The 26011-nt window shown below is 52.9% G+C and carries 26 protein-coding genes; all 26 read right to left on the reverse strand.

All coding sequences use genetic code 11. The annotated features are described in order from the left end of the window. Positions 1 to 11: 11 nt before the first annotated feature. The 26 genes from LX98_RS11070 to LX98_RS11195 all read right to left on the reverse strand — a co-directional run bounded on the left by LX98_RS11070 (position 12) and on the right by LX98_RS11195 (position 26005). Positions 12 to 1211, reverse strand: a complete 1200-nt coding sequence (locus LX98_RS11070) for a SpoIIE family protein phosphatase (protein WP_496428953.1) — start codon at positions 1209 to 1211, stop codon at positions 12 to 14. A 144-nt stretch (positions 1212 to 1355) separates the two neighbouring features. After that, on the reverse strand, positions 1356 to 2150 hold the full coding sequence (locus LX98_RS11075; RefSeq protein ID WP_312640537.1) for a sigma-70 family RNA polymerase sigma factor: 795 nt from the start codon (positions 2148 to 2150) through the stop codon (positions 1356 to 1358). Between the two features lie 3 nt (positions 2151 to 2153). After that, positions 2154 to 3086, reverse strand: a complete 933-nt coding sequence (locus tag LX98_RS11080) for a P-loop NTPase (RefSeq protein WP_496428954.1) — start codon at positions 3084 to 3086, stop codon at positions 2154 to 2156. Next, on the reverse strand, positions 3086 to 4420 hold the full coding sequence (gene flhF / locus LX98_RS11085; protein ID WP_496428955.1) for a flagellar biosynthesis GTPase FlhF: 1335 nt from the start codon (positions 4418 to 4420) through the stop codon (positions 3086 to 3088). Before flhF ends, LX98_RS11080 begins: the two co-directional genes overlap by 1 nt. Next, positions 4401 to 6509: a flagellar biosynthesis protein FlhA gene (flhA, locus tag LX98_RS11090; protein WP_496428956.1), complete on the reverse strand. Its 2109-nt coding sequence runs from the start codon at positions 6507 to 6509 to the stop codon at positions 4401 to 4403. The genes flhF and flhA overlap by 20 nt, the downstream gene beginning before the upstream one ends. 161 nt (positions 6510 to 6670) lie before the next feature. Further along, positions 6671 to 7747 carry a flagellar biosynthesis protein FlhB gene (flhB, locus tag LX98_RS11095; RefSeq protein ID WP_496428957.1) on the reverse strand — a complete coding sequence of 359 codons (1077 nt, stop codon included), beginning with the start codon at positions 7745 to 7747 and terminating at the stop codon, positions 6671 to 6673. Continuing rightward, positions 7740 to 8525, reverse strand: coding sequence for a flagellar biosynthetic protein FliR (gene fliR, locus LX98_RS11100; RefSeq protein ID WP_496428958.1), 786 nt, complete (start codon positions 8523 to 8525; stop codon positions 7740 to 7742). Before fliR ends, flhB begins: the two co-directional genes overlap by 8 nt. Positions 8526 to 8573: 48 nt before the next feature. Continuing rightward, positions 8574 to 8843 (reverse strand): flagellar biosynthesis protein FliQ, encoded by a 270-nt coding sequence (gene fliQ / locus LX98_RS11105; protein ID WP_496428959.1) that lies wholly within the window; start codon positions 8841 to 8843, stop codon positions 8574 to 8576. 159 nt (positions 8844 to 9002) lie between these two features. Beyond that, entirely contained in the window at positions 9003 to 9782 is a 780-nt protein-coding gene (gene fliP / locus LX98_RS11110) for a flagellar type III secretion system pore protein FliP (RefSeq protein WP_496428960.1), read from the reverse strand. Further along, positions 9779 to 10186, reverse strand: a complete 408-nt coding sequence (locus tag LX98_RS11115) for a flagellar biosynthetic protein FliO (RefSeq protein ID WP_496428961.1) — start codon at positions 10184 to 10186, stop codon at positions 9779 to 9781. Before LX98_RS11115 ends, fliP begins: the two co-directional genes overlap by 4 nt. A gap of 164 nt (positions 10187 to 10350) precedes the next feature. Beyond that, on the reverse strand, positions 10351 to 10776 hold the full coding sequence (gene fliN, locus LX98_RS11120; RefSeq protein ID WP_496428962.1) for a flagellar motor switch protein FliN: 426 nt from the start codon (positions 10774 to 10776) through the stop codon (positions 10351 to 10353). Positions 10777 to 10837: 61 nt separating this feature from the next. After that, entirely contained in the window at positions 10838 to 11842 is a 1005-nt protein-coding gene (fliM, locus tag LX98_RS11125; protein WP_496428963.1) for a flagellar motor switch protein FliM, read from the reverse strand. Between the two features lie 79 nt (positions 11843 to 11921). Continuing rightward, positions 11922 to 12416: a flagellar basal body-associated FliL family protein gene (locus LX98_RS11130; protein WP_496428964.1), complete on the reverse strand. Its 495-nt coding sequence runs from the start codon at positions 12414 to 12416 to the stop codon at positions 11922 to 11924. Positions 12417 to 13239: 823 nt separating this feature from the next. After that, positions 13240 to 14607, reverse strand: a complete 1368-nt coding sequence (locus LX98_RS11135) for a flagellar hook-basal body complex protein (protein WP_496428965.1) — start codon at positions 14605 to 14607, stop codon at positions 13240 to 13242. Between the two features lie 63 nt (positions 14608 to 14670). Continuing rightward, positions 14671 to 15339: a flagellar hook capping FlgD N-terminal domain-containing protein gene (locus LX98_RS11140; protein ID WP_496428966.1), complete on the reverse strand. Its 669-nt coding sequence runs from the start codon at positions 15337 to 15339 to the stop codon at positions 14671 to 14673. A gap of 58 nt (positions 15340 to 15397) precedes the next feature. Then, positions 15398 to 16978 (reverse strand): hypothetical protein, encoded by a 1581-nt coding sequence (locus LX98_RS11145; protein ID WP_496428967.1) that lies wholly within the window; start codon positions 16976 to 16978, stop codon positions 15398 to 15400. A gap of 3 nt (positions 16979 to 16981) precedes the next feature. Continuing rightward, the gene (locus LX98_RS11150; protein WP_496428968.1) at positions 16982 to 17584 is read right to left on the reverse strand and encodes a MotE family protein; all 603 of its coding nucleotides are present in this window, start codon (positions 17582 to 17584) and stop codon (positions 16982 to 16984) included. A gap of 251 nt (positions 17585 to 17835) precedes the next feature. Continuing rightward, the gene (locus LX98_RS11155) at positions 17836 to 18282 is read right to left on the reverse strand and encodes a flagellar FliJ family protein (RefSeq protein WP_496428969.1); all 447 of its coding nucleotides are present in this window, start codon (positions 18280 to 18282) and stop codon (positions 17836 to 17838) included. Further along, entirely contained in the window at positions 18279 to 19622 is a 1344-nt protein-coding gene (locus LX98_RS11160; protein ID WP_496428970.1) for a FliI/YscN family ATPase, read from the reverse strand. The genes LX98_RS11155 and LX98_RS11160 overlap by 4 nt, the downstream gene beginning before the upstream one ends. Beyond that, positions 19619 to 20224, reverse strand: a complete 606-nt coding sequence (locus LX98_RS11165) for a FliH/SctL family protein (protein ID WP_496428971.1) — start codon at positions 20222 to 20224, stop codon at positions 19619 to 19621. The genes LX98_RS11160 and LX98_RS11165 overlap by 4 nt, the downstream gene beginning before the upstream one ends. A gap of 13 nt (positions 20225 to 20237) precedes the next feature. Further along, positions 20238 to 21233 (reverse strand): flagellar motor switch protein FliG, encoded by a 996-nt coding sequence (gene fliG, locus LX98_RS11170; protein WP_442433782.1) that lies wholly within the window; start codon positions 21231 to 21233, stop codon positions 20238 to 20240. Between the two features lie 3 nt (positions 21234 to 21236). Continuing rightward, complete coding sequence (gene fliF / locus LX98_RS11175) at positions 21237 to 22829, reverse strand: flagellar basal-body MS-ring/collar protein FliF (RefSeq protein ID WP_496428972.1); 1593 nt, start codon at positions 22827 to 22829, stop codon at positions 21237 to 21239. 148 nt (positions 22830 to 22977) lie between these two features. Next, positions 22978 to 23280: a flagellar hook-basal body complex protein FliE gene (gene fliE / locus LX98_RS11180; RefSeq protein WP_496428973.1), complete on the reverse strand. Its 303-nt coding sequence runs from the start codon at positions 23278 to 23280 to the stop codon at positions 22978 to 22980. A gap of 34 nt (positions 23281 to 23314) precedes the next feature. Continuing rightward, entirely contained in the window at positions 23315 to 23758 is a 444-nt protein-coding gene (gene flgC / locus LX98_RS11185) for a flagellar basal body rod protein FlgC (protein WP_496428974.1), read from the reverse strand. 128 nt (positions 23759 to 23886) lie between these two features. Continuing rightward, positions 23887 to 24468: a flagellar basal body rod protein FlgB gene (flgB, locus tag LX98_RS11190; protein ID WP_496428975.1), complete on the reverse strand. Its 582-nt coding sequence runs from the start codon at positions 24466 to 24468 to the stop codon at positions 23887 to 23889. Between the two features lie 148 nt (positions 24469 to 24616). Continuing rightward, positions 24617 to 26005 carry a sigma 54-interacting transcriptional regulator gene (locus LX98_RS11195; RefSeq protein WP_496428976.1) on the reverse strand — a complete coding sequence of 463 codons (1389 nt, stop codon included), beginning with the start codon at positions 26003 to 26005 and terminating at the stop codon, positions 24617 to 24619. Positions 26006 to 26011 lie beyond the last annotated feature (6 nt).

The raw sequence follows: 26011 nt of genomic DNA on the forward strand, positions 1-26011 counted from the left end.
CCCCCCCACCGCTAAAATTCCACTCCGAGTAACGCGACGTCATCCTCAAACCCGCTTTTGGCATTCCATGTCCGGCTCTGCTCGATAATACGGGACAATCCCGACTGCATCGGGTGTCCGGCGATCTCCTCAAGTGCCATCTGGAGTCTTTTTCTCCCCCAGATCTCTTCCTGAGGATTCATCACCTCATAAATCCCATCACTAAAGAGATACATCCGATCACCGGAGTTCACGGAGATGGATTCTGTTGCATACAGTTCGTTACGCGAAAAACCAATAGGCCAGGATTTCTCGCCCAACACCATCGAAGACCGGTCGGTTTTCACAACAATCGAACCGGGATGTCCGGCACTCGCATATCGAAGGATGCGCGTAGAGCATTGCCACACCCCAACCCAGATCGTGAAATAATCCCCGTCATCGCTCATAGGATATTGTTGGTTCAGACTCGTCAGAATCTCACCCGGATCGTATGAGGGAAACAATTGTTGCATATGTTCTCCCTTGAAAAGCAGAGATAACGACACGGCCCGCAACGCCGGCCCGATCCCATGCCCCGACATATCCAACACCATGAGACCAAGATAGTCGTCCCCCCACCGGGCGATCTGAAAGAAATCTCCTCCCAAATGTGAAGACGGCAAAAATTCCCACTCGACTCGCACTCCAGGAATCACTTCACCGGTCCGGGGTAGGAGACCTCGCACAAAGGTGGAGGCCGACCGGAGTTCAGAGTCTAATTCGGCCTGCTTCTGTGACAACAACCGATTTGATTTTTCCACATACAACATCAACTGTCGGGCTCGAAGGCCCGCGCACACTCTGGCGACAATTTCATGATCGGACGCGGTTTTGGATAGGAAATCGTCGGCTCCCCGGCTAAGCCCTTCGGCAATTTGGGTCGGGTGATCCAATGCCGTCATCAGGATAAAATGGATCGTGCGATAGCGTTCATCCTGTTTAATCGCTTCACACAGTCCGGGACCATCAAGACCGGGCATCACCCAGTCCGAAAGGATGAGATCCACCGGCTCTCGATTCAGGATGGAGAGAGCTTCTTTCCCATTTCCGGCCTCCAATAACCGACACGGCAGTCTGGCCAAACGTTTCTTGGCAACCATCCGCATAACTTTTTCATCATCCACAATGAGAATGGTATAAAGAGGATCGTCGGGAGACGTTTTCATATCGAGGAGGTTTTCGGTCGCCATCTGCTTCATTGAACCCACAGAGATAGTCAATAATTGTGCAACAGGGGAAATGTGATGGTAGATACTCGATACACAATGTCGGGCATGACGGAAAAGATCTCGCTGCTTAGGCCTTACTCCTCACGCCTTACCCCTCAAGCATTTCTACGGACCGAGCCGGGTATGGAGAAGGGCCTTCAGACGAATCATGGCTTGGGCATGTAACTGACAAATTCGGGATTCCGTGACGTGCAACACGACGCCGATTTCTTTCATGGTCAGCTCTTCAAAATAATAGAGGGTCAACACCAGCCGTTGACGTTCCGGCAATCGCTCAATGGCATCGACCAACGCTTGGCGAGCATCCTCCGACACCAAAGTTTCCAACGGCGAGGGTTGGTCTCGATCCGCCAGCGCATCCAAGATGGGATGAGAGTCTTCATCATTGGAGCCCAAATCATCGAGACTTAACACGACGGCCCCTTTGGCTTGCAGAAGAGTCTCGTCCACCTCTTGCGCTTCCATGCCTAAGGATTCTGCAAGCTCATCCTCCGTCGGTGGCCGCCCTTTGCGTTTCGTCCATTCATTGGCCGCATGCTGAATTTTCCCGATGCGTTCCCGAAGCGATCGCGGGACCCAGTCCATGGCCCGAATTTCATCGAGCATCGCTCCACGAATACGAAACTCGGCATAGGTACGAAATTTTATTTCCCGTGAGGGATCAAACTTCGTCAGGGCATCCAGAAGCCCGACCATCCCGGCACTCATGAGATCTTCCACATTGAGCCCACTCGACGCCCGCATGGCCATTCGCATAGCCATGTATTTAATCACCGGCAAAAATTCCTGAACCAACGTCTCCCGTTCCTGCGTGGAAAGGGAAAGTTTCGTCGGATTGGACGATGCCGGTTTTTCCGAAACCGGGCTCTCTGAAACCGTTGTTACCGCGCCACGTTTCATACGTTATCCTTCCGTCACAGTTCGAGTGGCTCCCAAGGCAGCAGGACCGAACAGTTGAAAGCCCCCCTGCCAGGAACAATCTCCTCTCCAATCATTGAGGGTCTTCACCAACGAAGAAAAGGCTCGACTCGCCGGGGCGCGCGGATAGACATCGCACACCGCGCGTTGTTGTGCCACGGCCATCGTCACATAGTCGTCTGCGGGAACACAGCCGAGGTAATCGAGCGAAATATTTAAAAACCGATCCGTCACCAAACTCAACTTCCGAAACACATCTTTGCCTTCCTGGGTATGCTTCACTTTGTTGACCAGCATGCGGAAAGTCCGTAAGTGATAGCGGGTCGAAAGGATTTTGACCAGGGCATACGCATCAGTCAGAGACGTCGGGTCGGGCGATACCACCACCAGTGTTTCGTGGGCCACCAAACTAAAGTACAGCACATTGGCCGAAATTCCTGCCGCACAATCAATGAGCAGCAAATCCGGCGGAGACGCCAACTGAAGAAACGCCGATTGCAAATGGAGTTGCTGCTCATGCGTCAGCTGAGTAAAGGCCTGACCTCCGGAGGTCGCCGGCAACAGGCGAATACCTTCGGGCCCGGTCACGAGGACGTCCTTCAAGCCTCGCTCCCCGGAGAGCACGTCCTCAATCGTATATTGCGGAGTCAGGCCCAGGAGGATGTCAACGTTTCCTAAGGCGAGATCCGCATCCATAATCAAGACCTTCCGTCCCTGCCGAGCCGCAGCCACCGCTAAATTCGCGACGACATTACTTTTTCCTACCCCACCTTTTCCGGAACTGACCGCAATCACCTGAATCCGTGAAGGATCCTGTGGGTTGGAGGTCATGGCGGCACGCAATCCACTGGCTTGATCCAGTCGTCGTTGCGCCGAGACGTCAGGCACCAGAACCGGTGTGGATAATGACCCGGCCATTAGTGCGCCACCCCCGTCAACGGCACATGTTCTTGAAGGACCTGACCTGGTGAATGACCCCAAGCCAATTCAACGAGGCGTGTTCGGGTGGCGATAGCTAAATCTTCAGGCACACGCTGTCCGGCAGAGAGATACGAGACCGGCAGTCCCGTCTGTGACAAGACGTTATACAGACCGCCGCCCATGGAAACCTCATCCAGTTTCGTTATGATGAGCTTATGGATAGGAACCGATTGATAGCGGCGAATGGTGTCCATCTGCACCGACTCGGCCATCGGAGCGGCTAACACCAGATGCGTTTCGACATGTAATTGTCCCCTGGTGATCGCGAGTAATTCATCATACCCGGCTTGATCCTTGGGGCTTCGCCCCGCGGTGTCAATCAACAGCAAATCCGCATGCTGATGTCGTCCCATGCATTCCATAAAATCCTTGTGGGACACGGCCACTTCCAAGGGAATTTTTAAAATTTTTGCAAACACCCGAAGTTGCTCTACCGCTGCCACACGATACGTATCCAACGTAATCAACACGGTTCGCCGATGCTCATCCTGTTGACGGGCCAATCCTGCCAGCTTGGCAATAGTCGTCGTTTTTCCCACGCCGGTCGGCCCAACCATCATCATCACTTTTTGGCCATAATGCTTGGACACCGATGGACCCGAGACGGCTACGGTCTCTTCCATTCGTTCCCACAACAGACTTTTCATGGCTTCGCGATTTCCCACGCCGGCTGTCCCGAGCGTTTCCACTACCCCACGAATCAGATGATGCGCAGTCTGAGGATTCACGCCCTGACTCACCAGGGACTGGTAGACGTCCATTACGTCTCCAGGTAACCCCTCAACACGTTTGTCCATCTGGCTTTCCAGGACTTGTCCCACCACAATCCGCAAGCCTTCTAATTCTTGTCGCAAGGGCCCTAACACCCGTTCAGGATCGTGTTGTTCTTCCCGCAACCGTTGAATTTCCTGGCGCATCTCCTGGAGGTTCTGAGTCACCGGATCGAGCACGGTCGCCACCTGAAGAGCCTCCGAAAAACTGTTATCCGTTTTCGGTTGTCCCGGTTGACGAACCGGCTCCTCCGGCACAAACCGTTTGGCCATAAGGGAATGAAGGGATCGATCAACACGTGCGGCAGGACCTTCCTCCGCCTGAGCCGAACGATCCACCGCCGCGGTGACCTCAATGACGGACTGACTAAGCAGACCGAACAAGCCCCCCCCTTTTTGAATACGACGCGACGAGACGATGACCGCCTCAGGTCCCAGTTCGGCTTTTACCGCTTGGAGAGCTTCTTGTAATGAAAGGGCTTCAAACCGTTTCAGCTTCATGTGGCATCCTCACAACTTCAATAGCTTGAATTTGGGTTTTAGGGTCCAACTCGTTCGGAGAAAGTACCGCCAGCGCATGCACGCCCGGCGAGACTAAGCGATACAGTTGGGATCGAATCGACTGGGAACATAACAGCACGGGTTGATATCCTTGGCTCACGACTCGCTCAATGGCCTGACGGACCGACAGAATCACCTGATTCAACAAACTGGGAGGCAATCCACCTTGCTCTCCATTACCACTCGGCCGCATCGCCTCCATCAAGCGGCGATCCAACATCGGATCCAGGCTAATCACCTGCAGCAATCCGTCGGGATTGGCGTATTGGGACGAAATCGTTCTGGATAAATTTTGCCGAGCATATTCGGTCAGGGTGTCAGGATCCTTACTCTGAGTGGTGTAATCGGCAACAGTCTCCAAAATAGTCCGTAAATCGCGGATCGACACTCGTTCCCGCAAGAGATTCTTGAGAATTCTCACCACCGCTCCTAACGATATTTGCGTCGGAATCAAGTCATCCACCACCTTGGGATACGTCTTAGCGAGGTTATCCAGCAAATTCTGGACCTCTTGCCGACCCAGCAATTCATGCCCATTCGTTTTAATAAATTCGGTCATATGCGTGGCAATAATGGCCGGTCCATCGACGACCGTATAGCCATCCATTTGAGCACGCTCTTTTTCTGTCGGAGCAATCCAGACGGCCGGCAATCCAAAACAGGGATCCTTTCCCGGCTTTCCTTGCAGACCCTTTTTGGCATGACCGGGATTGATGGCCAATAAATGTCGAGGCACCAATTCTCCCTTGGCCACCTGAATTCCCTTCAATAAAATGTTGTACTCATGCGGTTTGAGCTGAAGATTATCCCGGATATGGACTGCGGGCACGACAAATCCCATATCAAGAGCCGTTTGTCGCCGGATAGCCCGAATCCGTTCTAGCAACTCTCCTCCCTGAGCTTGATCAACAAACGGCACAAGTCCATACCCGACATGCAACTCCATAAGGTCGGGAGGAGTCACGGAATCCACCGATTCCGTGCTGGCGGAGATCGCCGGATCTTTTTTCTTGGGGAGATTTTTCAGGCGAGCGGCTTCTTGCTTCTGATTCCACAGTACGTACGCAAGACCGGCGGTCATCGATCCCAACATCAAAAATGCGACATGCGGCAGCCCGGGAAGAAATCCTAAAAAGAACAACATGCCGGCCACGGCCGCCACAAGATGGGGATTGAAAAAAATTTGATCGGTTAAATCACGTCCAAGGCTGGTTTTGGTCGAAACCCTCGTCACGATGATACCGGCGGCCGTCGACATAATCAGGGCAGGGATTTGAGCCACAATGGCGTCCCCGACCGTCAGCAGGGTGAAGCGTTTAGCGGCTTCAATGATGGACATCCCGTGCTCCAGCACACCGATGCCCAACCCACCAATGACGTTGATGAAGATAATGAGCAGCGCGGCAATCGCATCGCCACGAACAAACTTACTGGCACCGTCCATCGATCCGTAAAAATCAGCCTCCTGGGAAATGGCCTCCCGGCGCTTCCGCGCTTCGCCTTCGTCAATGATCCCCGCATTCAAATCCGCATCGATACTCATCTGCCGACCGGGCATCGCATCCAGGGTAAACCGCGCGGCGACTTCAGCAATACGGGTGGCGCCCTTGGTGATCACGACAAAATTGATAATGACCAGAATGGAGAAGACCACAATGCCCACCGCATAATTCCCCCCGACCACAAACTCCCCAAACACGGCAATGACCTGTCCGGCTGCAGCGGGGCCTTCGTTCCCATGCATGAGAATGGCCCTTGTCGAAGCAATGTTTAACGCAAGCCGGAACAACGTGGTGAGTAACACCACCGAGGGGAAGACGGAGAATTCCGCCGGGCGCCCGGCATGCATGGTCACGAGTAAAATCAAGACAGCCAGCGTAATGCTAAAGGATAAAAACAGATCCAAAAGAAAAGAGGGAAGGGGTAAGAGCATGAGGAGGAGCATCCCCACCACTCCGATCGGCAAGAGGACATCCCCATAATGCGCGGGAGTCAGTTCGTCTCGTAATTTTTGAGAATCAAATGCCATACGTGCCTTGATCCGTTACCGCTGTTGCATAGGGTTGTAATTTATTTCCACATAACTCTCCTCAACCTCGTGAGGCGAAACAGGAAGAGAATGAGGAGTAAGGAGACAGAAAAATGAATCCTTGATCTTTCCACATTCTCCGCCCATCATGCGTTACCCCTTTACGTTCCCTCATGCATTTTCTTCAGGCGATACACGTAGGCCAACACCTCAGCGGCCGCCTGATACAATGCACTGGGCACTTCCTGACCGATTTTCACTGCCTTATACAGTCCTCGAGCCAAACTGCGATTTTCAATAATCGGCACTCCCGCATGACGCGCGATTTGTTTAATCTTGTCCGCCATAAATCCTGCGCCCTTCGCAACTACCACCGGTGCGTCCATTTTTCCTGTTTCATACCTGAGCGCCACAGCCACGTGAGTAGGGTTGGTAATCACCACATCGGCTTTAGGCACCGCCTGCAACATTCGTTGTCGGGCACGTTCCCGTTGTAAACTAAGCCGGCGGGATCGAATTTGCGGATCACCTTCCACATCCTTTGACTCGTCTTTGACTTCCTGTTTGGTCATCTTGTGATCTTCGGTATGCTGCCACCGCTGATACACAAAATCGATGATCGCCAACAGGAGCAGCGACCCTCCGACCGACCACATAATATTCTCCAGGAGACCCCACACACCCCCAACCGCCTCCGTTAACTCAAGGAGGGGAAGTTGAACAATCGCGAGCAGGTTATGAGACAGAATCAGATAGGCAATACCACTCACGCTTGCTAATTTGAGCAAGGACTTTAAAAGATCGACGACCCCTTTCCAGGAGAAAATGCGCTTCAATCCATTGGAGGGATTCAATTTGGACGGCTTGGGTTGCAAGGCCTTTTCAATCCACAGCGGTCCCGTTTGCAGAATAATGGCGAGAAAGGCAAATACCCCAACCAGGAGCCCGAATGGAATCAGGGGAACAAAGGCCTGATAGGCAATATTTAACAACAGGACATGTGTGGACTGCGCATCTAACTGAAGAGTTCCAGCTTGGGCCAACCACTGTCGGTAATGATCAAAAAATTGGACAAACGCGTGAGGCGCCCACAGAGAAAGCAGCCCAACCCCACCCAACAAGACAAACAACGAGGGCAATTCCCGGGTCATGGGCACCTGGCCCTTGCGTCGAGCCTCCGCTAAACGTTTCGGACTCGGTTGCTCTGATTTATCCGCCCCGTCTTTGTTCTCAGCCATGCCCTAATTCCTGTAGTAAGTCCCACAAGATCGTTTCCAATCCGACAATGGAGTCTTGGAAAACCAAGGCGATGAAGGGCAAACCCAGGCCTAACACCAACAAACCGACCGCGATCGTAATGGGAAAACTGGTGAGCATCACGTTCATCTGGGGAACCAGCCGGCCAAGAATCCCCATGATGAAATGAACCAAAAATGTGGCCCCCATCACGGGAAAGGCCAGCTTCATTCCCGTGTCATAGGTGCGTTGAATCACTCCGGTCACATCACTCAGGAGGGGGGCACTCAAATGAGCGCCAAAGGGAGGGATCAACAGAAAACTACTACCTAACGCCAACAACACCAAATGATGCCCGTCGACTTGAAAGTACAGAAGGGTTGCCAGAATGGTCAGTAATTGCCCGAACACCGGAGTTTCCACTTGCGTGACAGGGTCCAACACTCCGGCCATGGCAAACCCCACTTGAAAGCCCATCACACTTCCCGCCAGTTCCACCGCCGTCATGAGTAATCGCAGGGCCAAACCTAACACCAGACCGACGAGCAATTCGGCACCCAAGGCGATCACTAGATTTCCAGGTTGCAACCAATTGGGAGGAAGGGTAAACGTCACGATGGGCATCAACAAAATGGCGATGATCACCGCCATGCCGATTTTGATGCGACTCGGAACCGATTGCCCACCCAGCAACGGTAACGCCGACAAGATAACGGCCGTGCGAACAAGCACGACCACGAATTGCCACACTTGCTGGATCGCCATTTCCCATTGCAACACCGGTTACCGGACATCTTTCTGATACATGCGGCAGTTCGACTCCCTCGATTATTGGGCAAACTGGGGTATCCTGGCCCATACCCCCGTCATGAATCCCACAAGAATTTCCACCATCCAGGGGAAGGTAACCAAGAGCACCACAAACATGGTGGCAACCTTTGGCAAAAACGTGAGGGTCATTTCGTTAATTTGTGTCATGGCTTGAAAGGCACTCACGCAGAGACCGACCAGTAAGCTGAGACCCAACATTGGTCCCGCCACAAGCAGGATTGTTTGAATCGCCTCCTGACCGATGCTCAGGACACTTTCGGTTGTCATCTCCTTGCCCCTTTCAGTCTTGCCGTAAAAACCACTCGATTAGTCGTGAAGAAAAACCGTGAGGCATACAAAAAGAGGAACGGAAGAGAACATCGATCGTTGCAACCCGGCATCCGATACACCCCTTACGCCTCAATCTTCACATCTGACGGCATTTTCCTATTGGAAACTATTCATCAGCGCTCCCACGACCAGAAACCATCCATCAGCCAAGACAAACAACACCAATTTAAACGGCAGCGAAATCATGATTGGTGGCAGCATCATCATCCCCATGGACATTAAAATACTGGCGACAATCATATCGATCACAAGAAAAGGCACATAAATCAAAAACCCGATTTGAAACGCCGTTCGCAATTCACTCGTGACAAACGCCGGCACCAGGACATGGAACGGGATATCATCAGGCGTCTGCGGGTGAGGAACTTTCGCCATCTCCACGAACAAGGTTAAATCCTTTTCCCGTACTTGTTTCAGCATGAACATTCTTAAGGGAATCTTGGCCCGATCAAGCGCTACTTCCTGTGTCACCTGCTGCTCCAATAGCGGATTAAGAGCCTCAACACGAATTTGTTCCCACACCGGCATCATAATAAACAGCGTCAAAAACATGGCCAATCCAATCATCACCTGATTCGGCGGTGCATGCATGGTCCCCAAGGCTTGACGAAGAAGACCCAGAACAATCACGACGCGTGTAAATGCCGTCACCAACATCAACAGGGCCGGCGCAAGAGTTAAGGCCGTCAGGAGAAAGAGGATACGAAGCCCGAAGGTCCATGGTTCGGTCCCGTCCAATCCGGATACCTGCAAACTGATCGCGGGATCCTTGGTGGCCTGGGCAAAGGCCGAGGACGGCAGTCCCAAGACCAGACTCATGCCTGAGAGTCGCCAAAAGTCCGGTCTTCCACGAAACCCGCAAAGGAGGTTGTTCACGACCGCTCTTCTCCCCTCACCGGTGTGACGCTTTTGGACATTCGATTGGGCGGTTCGGAGGTCACCGATCCTCGTTGGGACTTCTCAAATGCCTGCCGGGTCCACTGTCCCAACCAGGCCCCTAGCGGCCCGACTAGCGGATTCCCAATGGAGCGGAGCCGATGAATCCGGTCGGCATCCACAACGGTCGTCAGCAACGTCATCTCTCGTGCCGTCGTCCCCAACACCAATACTTCTCCGGCCACTTCCACGAGCATGATGTGCTTTCCCGCCCCGACCCGGAGTCCGCCTAAAATGCGCATCACCGGATCGCCGCTCTTTCCCGGCAATTCCCCGAACGTGCGCCGAACCCAGGCTAATCCTCCAAGAAGGACCAGGACCACCAGGGCCAGGGTGCCAGCCATTTTGAGCGCTTCATGGGTGAGATCCATAATGTTCTAGTTGAAAGTCTGAAGTAAAAAGTAAGGTGTAAGGAGAACCAGCCAAAGATTTCCTTTCCTGGTTCTCTCCTTTTTATTTATTTACTTCTCCCTTTTCCCTTCCATCTTTACCCTTCACCCTTTCGTTCTTATCGAAGTTTATTCACACGCTCGGTCGGGCTAATCACGTCCGTGAGGCGGATACCGAACTTCTCATTTACCATCACCACTTCACCACGCGCGACTAACCGCTCATTCACCAACACTTCCAACGGTTCACCGGCGAGTTTATCCAATTCAACGATGGAACCCGGTCCTAACTGCAATAAGTCCTTAATCAACATGCGGGTATTGCCCAATTGCGCAGAGAGCACCAACGGAATATCTAAGATTCGATTTAAGTTCTGATCCTGAGGCGAATTCAATTGTGGCGTATGACTGTTGGGACTCGCCGCCACTTCCTGTTTTTTCGCCGCCGCGTCTTGTTCTTTCGCAGCGGCTTCCTGCGCTAACGCCTCCATCATTTCCTTCTCAGCATCAAACGTGTCCATGTCGATGTTGTCGTCTTCACTCATCGTTCATCTCCGGGTTTCAACAGTCAGTGACTGGCCGGCCCCTCATCGCGTTCACCGGCTCTTACTCTCTCGTCAGAATGATGTCCTTGATCAGAAATGATTGCATGCCCTTTGTCGTTCCGGGAGAACCTAGAAACTTTGGGACCCCTTCCACTGTGGCTGTGAGTAGCTGGGTGGTCCCTTGATTCAACCCGATCACATCGCCGGGAGAAAATTGCATCAACTCCTCCACCGAGATTTCCGTTTCTCCCAAACACACGGACAAGGTGACATAGGCTTCCTTCAGCCTGGCTGAAAATCGTTTCAACCAACCATGATCCGTTTCAAACGAGTCTCCCTGAAAACTCACCTGCAGACGTTCGCGAATCGGTTCCAACATCGCATAGGGAAGACAGAGGTGCAGATCCCCCACCGAATTGCCTAATTCAATGCCCAGGGTGACCACAATGACGATATCCGCCGGTAACACAATGGCGGCCAACTGGGGATTCATTTCTACCCGAACCGCATTGATGAGGAGTTTTTGGACAGGGTCCCAGGCTTTTTGGAGATTCCCCAAACCCATCAGCATGACCTTCTTCATCACGCGCTGCTCAATAATGGTAAAGTCCTGCCCTTCCGGCTTGACATGGGTCTGGCCGGCTCCCCCGAAAAAATGATCAACCAGCAAATACACCGTCGCCGCATCCGTCGCGATCATTGCCAAACCGCGAAGAGGGTCCATGGAGATAATCTGGAGGTAGGCCGGGATGGGAAGACGTTTGGTGAACTCCCCGAACTTCATCACCGTTTGGTTCGTAACCGTCACCTCGGCGGTTTTACGAAGGACGTCGCTCAAAGAGAGGCGGAACCCCCGAGAAAATTGCTGGTGAATCACATCCAGGGTCGGCATTCGCCCGCGAACGACCCATTCCTGATTCCCCAAATCATATGGAACCGGTCCGTCCTGTAGTCCGGCATCTACTGGATCTTCAGGTTCCGTCTCCACGCCGCCATCGGACACTCCCCGAAGAAGGGCATCAACTTCATCCTGACTAAGAATTTTTTCCATGTTGGGACGTGGCACAAAGAAACAGCCCTGCTGTCTCTTCTCTCCTCTTTCTGATTCCGGACTCCAGACCTCTTACGCTTTTTTTCCTCACGCCCTACTGAATAATAAAATCAGTAAAATATACATTAGCGACTTTTCCTTTACTCATGACGCCATTCACCCGCGTCATAATTTCTTCACGCACCCGGCGCTTTCCGTTCACTGTTCTGAGTAAGTGCGATTCTTTACTGCTCAGTAACACCAGCAACGCATCGCGAATGGCCGGGATTTTGTGTTGATAATCTGTTTTTTCTTCAGGCCGGTCTAACTCAAGTTTGATACTTACTTTTAAAAATCGCAGCTCCTCCCGATCCGCCAAATTCAGCAAAAATGGTTCTAACTCCATCACCGGCCCTGGCTCTTCATGACCTGTCTCGGCTTTGGCATGCTCGTCGTGCTCGGCCGGCTTCTCTTCTTGCCCACTCATGAAATACCAGGCTGCGCCTCCTCCTCCTCCGAGAAGAAGAACGCCAGCGATAGCGATCAACAGCATTTTTTTTCCTGCCCCGGCTTTGACGGGGGCTTCCTCTTTGGCATCTTCTTCAGCCATACATCAACCTCACACGCTAAGAAATTATTGGACCCTCACGTTCCACTTCCCAAGTCAGCAACCTTTGTGCCACTCCACTTTTCTACGTAGACACGCTGGGGCTATTCCTGTAACGCAATGAATATGCATATGTTTCTTCCACAGTCGCGCCTTACATCTCCTATGCCCTGCCACAATACGAGACCTGCCATTTCGTCATTTTCCTGGCAATTCGCGGGAACCTTTGACAGGTTCGTCTAGGGAACCTGAGGGGGTGAGACGTAAAACATACGGCCTACGGTGTTAGGCTTGCGGAGCCAGGCGCGAGGATTAAGTAGTGAGGAGTCAGAAGTGATGAGAAAAGATGCCTTCAGCAAATGATGTCATGCACACTTTTTCGACCTACTCTTTACTTGTTCACCCCTCCGCGAGCGCCACCTCTGGCCTTGTCATCCTGAGAGAAGCGAAGGATCTGTGCCCAGCTCGACCGGCCCACAGCTTAGCCAGATGCTTCGCCAGGCTCAGCATGACAACTGTGGGAACATCGAAAGGGATCGTGAAGACTTAAAGCCTCAGACGTGAGGGGTAAGGCATGAAGCGTGAGGAGTCAGGCGTAAGGAGTAAAAAGTCATGGGTGAGGCGTAAAAAAGGCGGAGTTGGATAGGCCTCCTTTCTTCTGGTTCCTGACTCCTGCCTACTAACTCCTGACTTTTTAGTTTTCTCTCCTCATCCCTGACGCCTCACGATCTTCAACCGCATTACTCACTAGGCCGCTCACGCAAAAAAAAGCCCCAGGCAGGAACACCTGCCTGGGGGCTTGATCACTCACATGCTCAGTCAAAATCTAACGGGCCAGATTCACCAGTTCTCCAAGTAGATCGTTGGTGGTGGTGATGATTCGTGAATTCGCCTGGAATCCACGCTGCATGGTAATCATATTCACTAACTCTTCACCCAAATCCACATTGGAGGCTTCAAGCGTGCTTGCCGACACCTTGCCAAATGCCCCCGTGCCGGGCACCCCGTCCAAGGGTGTTCCCGAATCACCGGATTGAATAAACAAATTTCGTCCAATCGGTTGCAGCCCATCAGGATTAATAAACCGGGTGAGTCGAACCTGTCCCAATGTCCGGGTGGTTCCATTATCAAATCGGCCCGTAATCACCCCATCCTCACCAATGGAAGTTCCCGCAAGTGCCCCTGGGCCAAACCCGTCTTGAGATAGGGTGTCCAGCACTAAGGCATTTTGATTCAAAGAGCTGCCTTGCTGTAACAGCCCATCAGTGCCGGCTCCTCCTTCCGTGATGCTCGTTCCAAAATCAAATGCGATTGCCTGCTGCGCTGTCGCTCCAAGGAAATCAATACCATTTCCTGCACCACTGTAATAAGTGGTCCCACTTTCTAGGCTTAGAAACCCATCGCTTGTGTAAGTTAAAGTTCCGTCTGCCACCAACGCATTATTCGTTGTGGCATTGTAGTTGGCCGGGGGAAGAACAGCCGGATCCGTGTTTACCTCATTGCCTTGAGCCAATACACTATACTCCCAAACATTTTCCGCCGTTTGGGCGAAGTATATTTGCAAATCATGCCCAACCCCCACTGAGTCGAATACCCGGACCGAAGTATTACCTGGGAATAACCCCTTATTCGTTATTGGATCGAGCACCTGTGCTGTGGTGTAGGTATTGACTGGAGCATCGGCAGCCAGACGCCCGGACATTGCGACATCCAATGTTTGGACCCCTGGTTGCGTGGTGGTGGTTAAGGTTAAGTTACCAATGCTCCCAGTTAGAAGTCCCGTATCATCCGCTTGATCACCTTGCAACCGCAGACCGGCCGGGTTTACCAGGTTTCCTTGTGAATCAATATCAAATTGGCCTGCACGGGAGTAGAAAATATTTCCGGTCGCATCACTCACCCGGAAAAATCCGTCACCATCAATGGCCAGGTCCAAGGCATTGGACGTCGTCTGAAGCGACCCTTGCGTAAAGCTCGGATCGATCCCCAACACCCGCACGCCACGACCTTCCACTAAAGCCGTACTGGTCCCTCCACCGCCGATCGTGGCTCCAAAGAGATCGCCAAACGAGACCGACCGGCTCTTATAGCCGATCGTTTGCGCATTGGCGATATTGTTTCCAATCTCACTGAGCGCTCGGCTGGTCGCGTTAATTCCACTGGTCGCGGCAAAAAATGCTGAGGTAATTCCCATTGGCGTGTACTCCTTGTTTCTCGATTGACCAATCTAATGCTGTTTCCCCTACAACTGTCCACTTTAAAGAATTGAAAGAATGTCCTCTGTGTGTAAGCTTTTTCCACTTTGCAGGACGACCGGATTCTCCGCCCCAAAGGCAATCGTCATAACGCGTTCACGAGCGAATGTGAAATTCGGGACGGGCTGTTTATTCACGTCTTCGGCTTTCACAATGAACTGGTAGACCCCTTCCGGCACCCGGTCCCCCGAATCATTCAACCCATCCCATTGAACCTGGTTGGCCCCGGCCTTTTGAACATCTGTGGATTCTAATGTTCGAACCACCTGCTTGTTCGAGTCCAACACCTTGATGGTGACCGACCTGGCCTCTCCGCTTAAGGCATAGCCCAGCGTGGGCTGTTCATCCCCGGCAATACTGACGGTATCACCCTGCGCCACGACCGTCCGTCCAATCAAATTCACCAGATCTAATTGTGTCCGTTGGGTATCCTGGCCGATCAATTTTTCCAGGAGTTTATTGGTACTCGTGGCCTGCTCCAACGTGGTGAACTGGGCTAATTGCGCCACAAATTCCTCATTCTGGACCGGATTGGTGGGATCCTGGCTTTGCAACTGGGTAACTAACAACCGAAGGAAGACATCCGATCCAAGTGCCGAAACCGCCGCTTGCACATTGGCACCGCCTGTCGCCGTGGCATTCGTTCCTGATTGTGTCGGCGTAACTTCCATAATTTCGGGCTCCTATTTTTTCCAGCCTTCTTTACACAAGTGCATCATTTCATTTTCTTCACGCCACCAAATGGAATCCCTGGTCCTCAACACCCCCGGCCCTATGGGAGAGCGATCCTGGTGTCTGATGGAGGAACGTCGTACCCCCTTGGCTGGTCTGCGTTCCCGCCCAATCCGAACGTGTGTCCGATTCCTGCCCACCCTGGTGATCGCGGACTTCCGCGGAAAATTCCTGCAACTCCATCTCGCCCTGTGTCAGGTGCTCTTCCAATTGTGGAACAAATTGGACCGCCAGATTTTTCAAAGTTGCGTGATCCATTAACAAACTGGCATAGACCTGCCGGTGTTGCACGCCCACATCAATCTGCACTCGATTGGTTTCGGAAAGTTGCACCTCCATTTGGAGGCGTTGCAGCGCCGGGCCGGGAAGATCCGGGACACGCTCTTCCGCCATCCGAACAGCCTGTCCAGGTGAAGAAGCAGAGGAGGACTGCTGAAAGCCCGACTGAGAATGTGTCGGATTGCCCATGCCATGATTGAGCCCCTGCCCGGCATTGGAATCGACTCCCTCAGCTTTTCCTGTTCCCTCCATGACGTCTCTTGAACGATCGCCTGTCAAAGACGCATTGGCATCAGCAAGACGGTCCAGGGGAATCCCGATCGAGGACTCCTTCCCGTTCGCCGGCGATTCACTCAAAACGGACAAAACCCCGCTCACGTATTTCAATCGGTTCTGACTTAATTGAGCCGCATCCGCAATACCTGCGGGCGTTTCTTCAAAAGGCTTTGGAACCTGGAACGCCTGATTGACTGGAGTGTTCGCAGGCTTGGGTGACTCCTGCGGCGGCCCCATCGGTGAAGGAGGACTTTGCAGCAGACGAGACCCGGTTTCTTGAACCGGGCTCAAGACGCGGTCCACTGAATTCAGCTGATTCGCATCAGATTCTGTGACAGCCTTCCCAGCAACCGCTGCGAGGGCACTTTGGAGAACCCGTTCCGAATCGACCTTGGAAACGAGAGGAGCCCCCCTCTGATCGGCGGGCGTGCTCCCTCTCACTGCTGTCTGACTTGAAGGGGCGCCCGCCAGGAGGGGCAGGCCTGCCTGAATGCCCAATACCGCAGGTTGCCTTATCTCTCCGCCGGGTTTTCCCTGGATGAATGCCAGGGGCGCCACATTCCCATTGACCACAGATTCATTATGAGGCACATTCCCGGGCAGGAGCTCGAACTGCGCCGATTGGCTCTCCACCTGGCCCCCCGTACTGTTTCCATTCACACCTTCTGCTCTCAAGGGAATCGACGAATTTCCCACTACGGCACCTTCTTCGGTTACCCCTTGCCCCTTGTTCTGCAAGAGACTCGCCAGGTACAGGGACGGGAGGGTGTCACCAGAGAGGGCCTGGGTGCCAAAAAGCCAATTCAGGTTCAACCCTCGTCCTCCGTCCTCCCCTGACCTCGTCCTGGATACACTGTTCAGAAAAGAGGCCGCTGTCGTCTTGTTACGAAAAATTTCAGCAAACAAATTTCTGGAAGGATTCTCCGTGGAGCCCGCTTGATCCAGCCCGACTCCACCAGCCTGACCGGTCACGTGTGGGGGACTTTCCAGAGGTCCGAAAAGGAATGGCACGGCATTGATCATCGTTTAATTCTGAATCTTGGAGTTCTGGCGTTGGTTCAGTTTAATGTCTCGATATCGCCTTAGGCCTTCTGACAATCTGGCCGCTTTGACCGGTTCGACGCCTGCTAACACGCCCGCGGCTTTTTTGTCTTTGATCGCGGCCAAAATATCCAAGGCTAAGCCTTCCCGCATTTCTGCGATTCGCAACGCCGCTTCTTCGGGATCCATGGATTCATAGATTTTAATTAAATGAATTAACGCCGGATCCTGTTCCACATATCGGCGTTGTTCTTCTGCAAGGGAAGAGGCCTCTCCCACTAACCGTTTACCCTCTTTGGTTTGTCGTGCAGCCAGCGCCTCTAAATCCTGCTGGAGTGCCATGAGCCGTTCTTCACGTTGTTGCAAACCACGTTCCCTCTCTTCCACCTCTTTGAGACGCGCTTGCAGTTGTTCCAATAATGTGGTTTCTGCACTGGGCGCTTCCTCATTCCCCTCATTTTCAACCGCTTGATTTTCAAATGAATCCGTTGTTCCCACCTCCGGGGTTTCCTGAACGGACCCAACCGTGGTGGCCCACAAGATCATGGCCAACACCCACCACACAATGAGAGATCGACTAGGCAACATTGTTCTACTCAGGAGTGTTGAAAATTGCCGCCAGCCGCGTTTTTGGGTCTGTGAAGCGCGAAGCGGAAAACGGGAGGAGTGAGGCGTATAGCGTGAAACCAAAAGATGCCTTGTTTCCCCTGACCTCCCCTCATTCCTTTCGTTCCCCGGCGTGCTCCCATTCCGAAACGTGTTGAAGGCTCCATTGTTGGGTTGATGGTCAAGGGCATGCATAGGCTGAACAGATATTTTTTTTGACATATTTCCATTCCCTATTGGATTATTTCTTCAAGTTGAGAAGTGGCATACGCATGAGCCGTCACATCTTCCTGCATCTGTTGTTCCTGTGTGGCGATTTTTTGCATGACCTCTTCCTCCTTCTTGGCGATCACCAACTCCACCACACGTCTGGCATGATGGGCCTTTTTTAATGTGGCCCGTAAATCAACGAGCTTGGCTTCCGCGATTTGAATCTGTTGGCTTTGTTGTTCGATGGCCGTACTGATCTGATCCAACCACTGATAGCGTTGCTCGGCAATCATATTGTCGATACCCTCTCGTATACGTTGGTCCAATTCAGTGGCCACCATTTCGATTTCAACCATCAGGTCATCCCGTTTCGAGACAATCTGACTTTTTTCCCACTCCGCCAAGACCACTTCTTCGCGGGCGAGGTCTTCCACTTGCTTTCGAAATCGGAGTAATGTCGTCCAATTCATACGGTTTTTTCCTTTCTCTCAAGAAGACGCCGGCCCTGTTGTGCCAACAATTCGAGACCCTGGCAGCTTTCCGGTATTCCCACCCCTTCCTCACGTGTTTGCCTGAGAAAGGCATCGATCGGTCCTTTCATGTGAATCGACGCATCGAGTCGAGGATTCGTCCCCAATTGATACGCCCCTAAATTGATGAGGTCTTCCGCATTCCGGTATTCGGCCATCATCTGCACCAGAAATCTGGCCGCATCCTGGTGGGCGGTCGACGCGATATCCGACATCACCCGACTCACGCTTTGCAGGACATCGATCGCGGGAAAGTGTCCCTGCATCGCCAACCGACGTGTCAACACAATGTGTCCGTCTAAAATGGACCGGATGGAATCGGCAATGGGATCGTTTAAATCGTCACCGTCAACAAGCACCGTATACAGACCGGTAATGGATCCCGTGCCCACCGGCCCCACCCGCTCTAAGACCTGAGGAAAGAGCGTAAAGACAGATGGCGGATACCCTTTGGTCGTTGGCGGTTCACCGGCAGCCAGCCCCACCTCCCGTTGCGCATGTGCCAACCGTGTGAGGGAATCAACCAGGAGCAGAACCTGATTGCCCTGATCCCGAAAAAATTCGGCAATGGCGGTGGCCACAAACGCCGCCCGAACCCGGACTAACGGCGATTGATCGGAGGTGGCCACCACCACCACCGAGCGGCGGAGCCCTTCCCGTCCCAAATCCCGTTCCAGAAATTCCCTGACTTCCCGACCTCGCTCACCCACCAATGCGATCACGTTCACATCCGCAGACGTGTGCCGGCACATCGTTCCCATCAAGACACTTTTCCCGACTCCGCTTCCGGCAAAAATCCCGAGCTTTTGGCCGACCCCGCAGGTCAGCAGGGCATTGATGGCTCGTACGCCCAAATCCATTGGTGTAGTAATGCGTTCCCGGAGCATGGGCGCCGGAGCGGGGGCATAGAGGGCATAGCGGCGGCTACGGGACAGCGGCCCTTTATCATCTAACGGCTGCCCGAGCCCATCCAGGACTCGCCCCAACATTTGAGGCCCAACCAATAATCGTGGAGAGGTCGGATCGTAGCGAATGAGATTTCCGGCGGCGATGCCGCGTACAGCTCCAAACGGCATGACCACCACACGTTGCTCCCGAAACCCGATGACTTCTCCCTCCATCATCGACTGACCTCGTTTGTTGAAAATATGGCATCGCTGGCCGACCGAAGCTCCCAAGCCGGTGCCTTCCAGAGTCAGCCCCACGGCTTTGACGACGCGTCCGGTAATCGTCACAGGAGCAATGTCGTCCAGACGCTGTTGAATCGTGGCGAGGCTCATGACCGGGGTGCTTCCAATCCGAATTCACTGGCTACAATTGCCAGTTGTTGAGTCAGCCTGGCATCGAACAGGAGGCCGGCCTGCTCAACCAGGCATCCTCCAGGGTCCACCTCATCAAAGGCTTCAAGCGCCAGATGATCGCCATCGGCCCACTCCGGTCGTAATGTGTGTCGAAGGGGCTCTAAAATTTTGAAGTCTTGCGGGTGGACTTTCAGCGTCACTAACGTTTTCTCGGGAAGCAGTCCAAGAACCTGACGCACTTGCCGAACCACGAGTTCTTTATCGATCTCACATTCCCGTAATAGAATTTTTTTGCTAATCGCCAGCGCGACCTCCACAATATCCCGTTCATGTTCTTCCAACGCGATCACCCGAGCCCGACCAATTTGATTAGCTAATCGAAGCGCCCTTTTGACCTCCTCCTCCACTTGGGCTTGACACTGGGCACGCCCCTCGGCGATCCCGGCCTGGCGTCCCCGCTCAAACGCGGCTTGTTGGAGCTCCCGGCAATCATGAGGCTGGGCCTCCTCGGCGCGCTGCTTCGCACTTTTGTGGACTAATTCCACCATTTGAAAACGTTTGACTGCGTCATCCTGTTCCATAAGCGGGCGCACCTTAGACCATTTGCTCCTCACCCTTTCCTCCCAAAGCTACGCGGCCCTCACCGGCCAGGCGCTGAACGGTTTTAATAATGTTCTGCTGAGCAGTTTCCACATCACTCAGCTTGACCGGGCCCCGAGTCTCCATATCTTCCTTGAGAGATTCCGCCGCTCGACTGGACATATTCTTAAAGAATTTATCCCGAAGTGGACCATCGATCGGCTTCAGAGCCAGCAGTAATTCTTCTTTGCTGACTTCACGCAACAATTCCTGCATCCCGCGATCATCGACATTTTCCAGATCTTCGAACACAAACATCTTCCCACGGATTTCTTCGGCGATCTCCGGATTTTTGCTTTCCAGGGAGGTCAGGATTTCCCCTTCCACATTGCGTTTTACAGAATTCAGGATTTCGGCCACCAGTCCGGTCCCGCCCACGGCCACGGCATTTTTGGAGGAACCCAGACGCAATTCCTCCTGAAGCACGGCATTCAATTCGTCCAACATATTGGGCGAGACTTCTTCTGTGGTGGCTAACCGGTAGACAATGGCATCCCGTTTATTTGCGGGGAGCAATGACAAAATTTGAGCCGCATGATCGGATTCTAAATTGGCCAGAATTAATGCGCCTGTTTGTGGATGTTCAATGGCCAGTAAATTCGCAATTGATGCCGCATCGAGGGATTTTAAGGTTTCAAATCCGGCATTCTCCGACGTGTTCAGGGAACTCAGAATACGACGGGCTTTATCTTTTCCCAGGGCAGCATTGAGGATTTTTGAGAGATAGGTTTTGCCTTCCACCGACAGACCGGATGTTCCCGCCAATTCCCGGAATTCTTTTAATACCAATCGATGTTCGTCCTGTCCCACATTGACCAACGCCCCCAAATACGCGCCGATTTGCCGGATGTCTTTTTGGTCGAGCACTTTCAGGACTTCCACCGCGGCACTCTCCCCAATGGCAAGCAACAAAATCGCCGCCTTTTCATATCCGGACAACTGGCTATTCACGGATTAAACCTTTTCTCCCTGTTCTTCTTTAATCCAGGTTCGAATCACTTGCGCGGCGGAAGCCGGATTATCTGCTGCCAGCTTAATGGCTTGCTCCTGTGGAGTTTCGGAAATTTCCGCTTCATACTCGGTCACGGTAGCCGGCAATCCTTTGTGTGGCAGGACCACCGCGGCTGCGGTGGGCTTCGTGAGATTCAGCGCCATCGGTCGAACCACAAACCACAACACCATCACTCCCAGGAAGAAAAAGAGAATGGGCTTCAGAAATCCACCCCAGGTGGCCAGGAACGATTGCACACCTGCCGTCATACTCTCCTCACCCTCAAGGATGGCGGGAGATTCAAATGGCACATTGATGACTTCGATTTGATCCCCCCGTTCTTCCGAGAATCCGACCGCTTTTTTCACAATTTGGACCAGATTCTGGATTTCCTGTTCAGGCCGTGGCACATATTTTTTTTCCGCCGTATTCTCAGTCGCCTGACCCTCAGCCCCCTGAGCCGCCTCATAGGTCCCGTCCACTAAGACCGCCACGCTTAACCGCTTAATGGCGCCGGTCGGTTCAATGATTTTGCTCACTTTACGATTGACTTCATAATTCAATGTTTCATTTTTTCGTTTGGCTTCTTTTTGCTCGGTTCCGTTACCTGCCTTGAGCTCGCTGGGCACATTGCTCCTGACACCAGGAACACCCGGTCCCCCATGGGTCGAACCGGATTCCAGCACCTTCTCCTGACTCCGATTTTCGCTCCGTACCACCTGGCTATTGGGGTCAAAGCTTTCTTCGGTGATTTCGATTTGCCGAAACTCCAACGGCGCGGTGACCCGAATCACCGACTTGTCCCGGCCCAAGACCTGGTCCAACATCGTCTGCACCCGTTGCTCCAGATCCCGTTCTACCCGTCGTTGAGTTTCAATTTGAGAAGCCGTCAGTTGGGCGTCACTATCCGCAGAGTTTTGACTGAGCACCTGGCCATGATTGTCCACGACCGTCACCTGGCTGGGCTCTAATCCTTCAACGCTACTAGCCACCAAATGCACGATCCCCTGAACCTGCGTGCCACCAAGAGGAGCCCCCCGCTTGAGCGTCAAAACCACGGCAGCCTGGGCTGGTTTTTGTTCCGTCGCGAATAGACGCTTCTCAGGCATCACCAGATGCACGCGTACCCGCTCAACTTGGGATAATTGGCCAATGGTCCGAGCCAGTTCTCCTTGAAGCGCGCGCCGATAATTCATTTGTTGCGTAAAAGGCGTCACGCCCAGCCCGGTTCGATCGAAAATTTCAAATCCCACTCCAGCCGATTCAGGAAGTCCCAACGACGCCAGCTGGAGTCGCAACTCATGCACCCGTTCGGCCGGAACTTTAATCGTATTCCCGCCTTCACCCACCTCATAGACGGCGCCTTGCTTGCCAAGTTCTTGGATAATCGCTCGCGTATCGTCGGGATTGAGCTGGGAGAACAGGATCACCAATTCAGGGGCTCTTCCGACCATCATCAACATCGGTATGGTCGCCAGGGCCAAGGCCAGGACAACGACCACACCGATCCGCTGCGTTAAAGTTAGGGCCTGAAAATTACTAAGGAGACTGTCCATAAGGTTAACGGGTTTTGCTCAACGCTCTCGATAGAAGAATTATAGGCCCCAGTCGTATACCGATGAGTCGTACTCGATATGACCGGTGCCGGCTCTCTCTCATTGTGGTCTCCGCCATGATCGGCATTAGCGTCCGCTCAACCATTTCTTACACTTGCATCCGCATAATTTCCTGATACGCATCAATCACTTTATTTCTGACCTGCATTAACAGCTTAAATGATAAACCGGCCTTTTCTCCGGCAATGACCGCTTGATGGATGTTAACGTCCTCTCCACGGGCGACGGCATCTTCTAAACGTCCGGCCTCATGCTGCATGGTATTGACGGACTCCACCGCTTTTTTCAAGAGATCCCCGAATCCCTGGTCCTGACTAGCTGGGCCTTGGAGCGGGGTGACCCCAAACGGTTCTGAAACACCCTCAATGCTTTTTATCGGAAGATAGTCCATTTCGCCGTTCTCCTTCCTTCAGTATTGAAGAGCCTTAACGACTCATTTCTAATGCACGAAGCGTCATAGTCTTGCCGGTTTCCATCACGGCTAAATTGGCCTCGTAGGCGCGGGTCGCCGACATGAGATTGACCATTTCCTCGATCGGATTTACATTGGGTAGGTGTAAATACCCCTGTTCATCCGCATCGGGATGACTGGGATCGTACAGAGTCCTTAACGGTCGCTCGTCTTGGATCACATCCGTCACCCGTACGCCGGATGGTCCGGACTGGTCGCCAAAGGCATTGGCAAATACATTGGAAAACTGCTGCTCTGCCGGTGAGGCTTGAAACACGACATCACGTCTGATGTATGGTCCCCCTTCCGGCGTCCGGGTGGATTCCGCATTGGCCAAATTGCTGGCAATGATATTTAATCGCTGCCGCTGGGCATCCAAGGCGGACCCCACGACCGAAAACACTCGATCAATATTCATCGTAACCTCCTTTTTCCAATACCCATATCAGATCTTCCAACCCTTCTCATCTTCAGCAACTTCCCGTTTCACTTGTTTTCTCGGTTTTCCTGGGATCAGCGTAATCGGAACCCTGGGCTCAAGGGGGTTCACCTACCCCCACTACCTCCATCAATGGCTGCATTCCAGCCATCGAAGCGCCCTTTTAAGAATTGACTGACCGCCATATACATCAAGGTATTTTCCGCCATCAGGGTCATTTCTTTTTCCAAATTCACAGTATTCTCGTCTAACCCGGCTCCCGCATCCTGTTTGATGGTGTGCTGAAATATCCGGGAATCCTCTGAGGCAGTGCGCACATGTTTCGGATTGGTGACGACTGACTCCAAGGGACCATCCCCTCGAAGAACCGCATTGAAGGTTTCGTGGAAGGGCAGGACCCTGGACTTGTAGCCCGGCGTTTCTTCGTTGGCCATGTTGGAGGCAATCGTTTCCTGAATGCCGCTCCGGACATCCAGTGACCGCTCAAAGAGTCGCGTGCCTTCATCCCACGGGGAAATCATCATGGCTTTTTCTCCTTCCCGGTTGTCATGTTCTCCTGTGTCTTCATCTGTATTATCCTGCTGCCGGTCCGCGCAAACCTTGACGCTCTCACTCAAGGCAGCAACACCAATGCCAGAAATTACCGGTAAGGAGTGAACAGGAAGGGAAGAAATGAGATCCTCCCGCATTCCTCTCGCTCCTCAACTCTCACACCGAACATCGTGAATGGCTTAAAGGAAACTTTTGCCCGCACCGGCATTTTTTTCCGCTCTACTCCTGCTATTCCGCACAACCCGCAGAAGTGAGGCATTCAGATGTTCTTCCGATTGCCTTTTCCTAAATACCCAGGGAAAGCCCCCCGTTTAACTGTCGATACTCCCGCAATTTATTCCGTAAGGTACGAATACTGATTCCCAATGTCCTGGCCGCATGAGTCCGATTTCCATCATGGCGCTCCAGAGTTCTTAAAATAAGTTCCCGTTCCATTTCCCAGATAGTCCCACTTGGCACACTGGCATGATTGGCCGCCAACATAGGTTCTTCAAACTGAAAATGCTCAATCAGTAATGGCCCATTGCCCGCTAATAACACGCCCCGCTCAATCACATTTTCCAGTTCGCGTACGTTTCCTCGCCACGGCCGCCGTTTCAAATAAGCCATCGCCTCTTCTGAAATCTCGCACGGCGTGCGCCGGTTTCGCCGCAATGACCGATTGGCAAAATATTCCGCCAATAATTGAACGTCCTCCGGGCGATCACGCAACGGGGGAATGGTAAACGGCATGACACTCAGCCGGTAATACACATCCTCACGAAACCGGCCGGCCTGAACTTCCTGCGCCAGATTCCGATTAGTCGTGGCAATCACCCGCACATCCACCTGCACCGGCTGCCTCGAGCCAAGGCGATCCACTTCACGTTCTTGAAGGACCCTGAGTAATTTGGCTTGTAATCCCAAACTCATTTCTCCGATTTCATCCAACAACAACGTTCCCTGGTGAGCTAATTCAAACTTGCCGCATCGTCTCGCCAGCGCGCCGGTAAAGGCCCCCTTTTCATACCCAAACAATTCGCTTTCCAAGAGTCCTTCGGGCAGGGCGGCACAATTGATCGCCACAAATGGTTGAGAAGCCCTGGGACTATGACGATGGACATGCCGGGCCAGGACTTCCTTTCCCGTCCCGCTTTCGCCTTGAATCAAAATGGTTGCCGGGCTGGCCGCCACCATCTCCAACATGGTGATAGTGTGCAACACTTTCGGATCCCTGGTCAGAAATCCTTCACGCGGCTCTTCACGGCGGCATCGTTCCTGTTCCCTCAGAACCTCCAGCCCCGAAACAGGCTGCGCATCTTTCAACTGGTCTATTAATTTTTCAAGACGATCAAGGGGAAATGGCTTTTGAAGAAAATCGGTTGCTCCATATTTGAGGGCCTCGACGGCTGCATCCACTCCACCATAGGCAGTCATAACCACCACCGGCATATGGTAACCCTGGCTTCGGACTTCTCGTAAAAAATCCATCCCTCCTTTGCCGGGCAAATTCAGATCAGTTAGCACCAGCCATGGGGCCTCACGTTCCATCCGCTCCAATCCTTCATAGCCATCTCTGGCAACCGTGACGGCATACCCATGCTGACTCAACGCGTGAGTCAGGGCCGATTGCAACTGTTCATCATCTTCAACGACCAGAATACCCCGGCCCACTCCACCCTCGGTATCGATCATGCCAAT

This window comes from Nitrospira marina, from assembly GCF_059568365.1.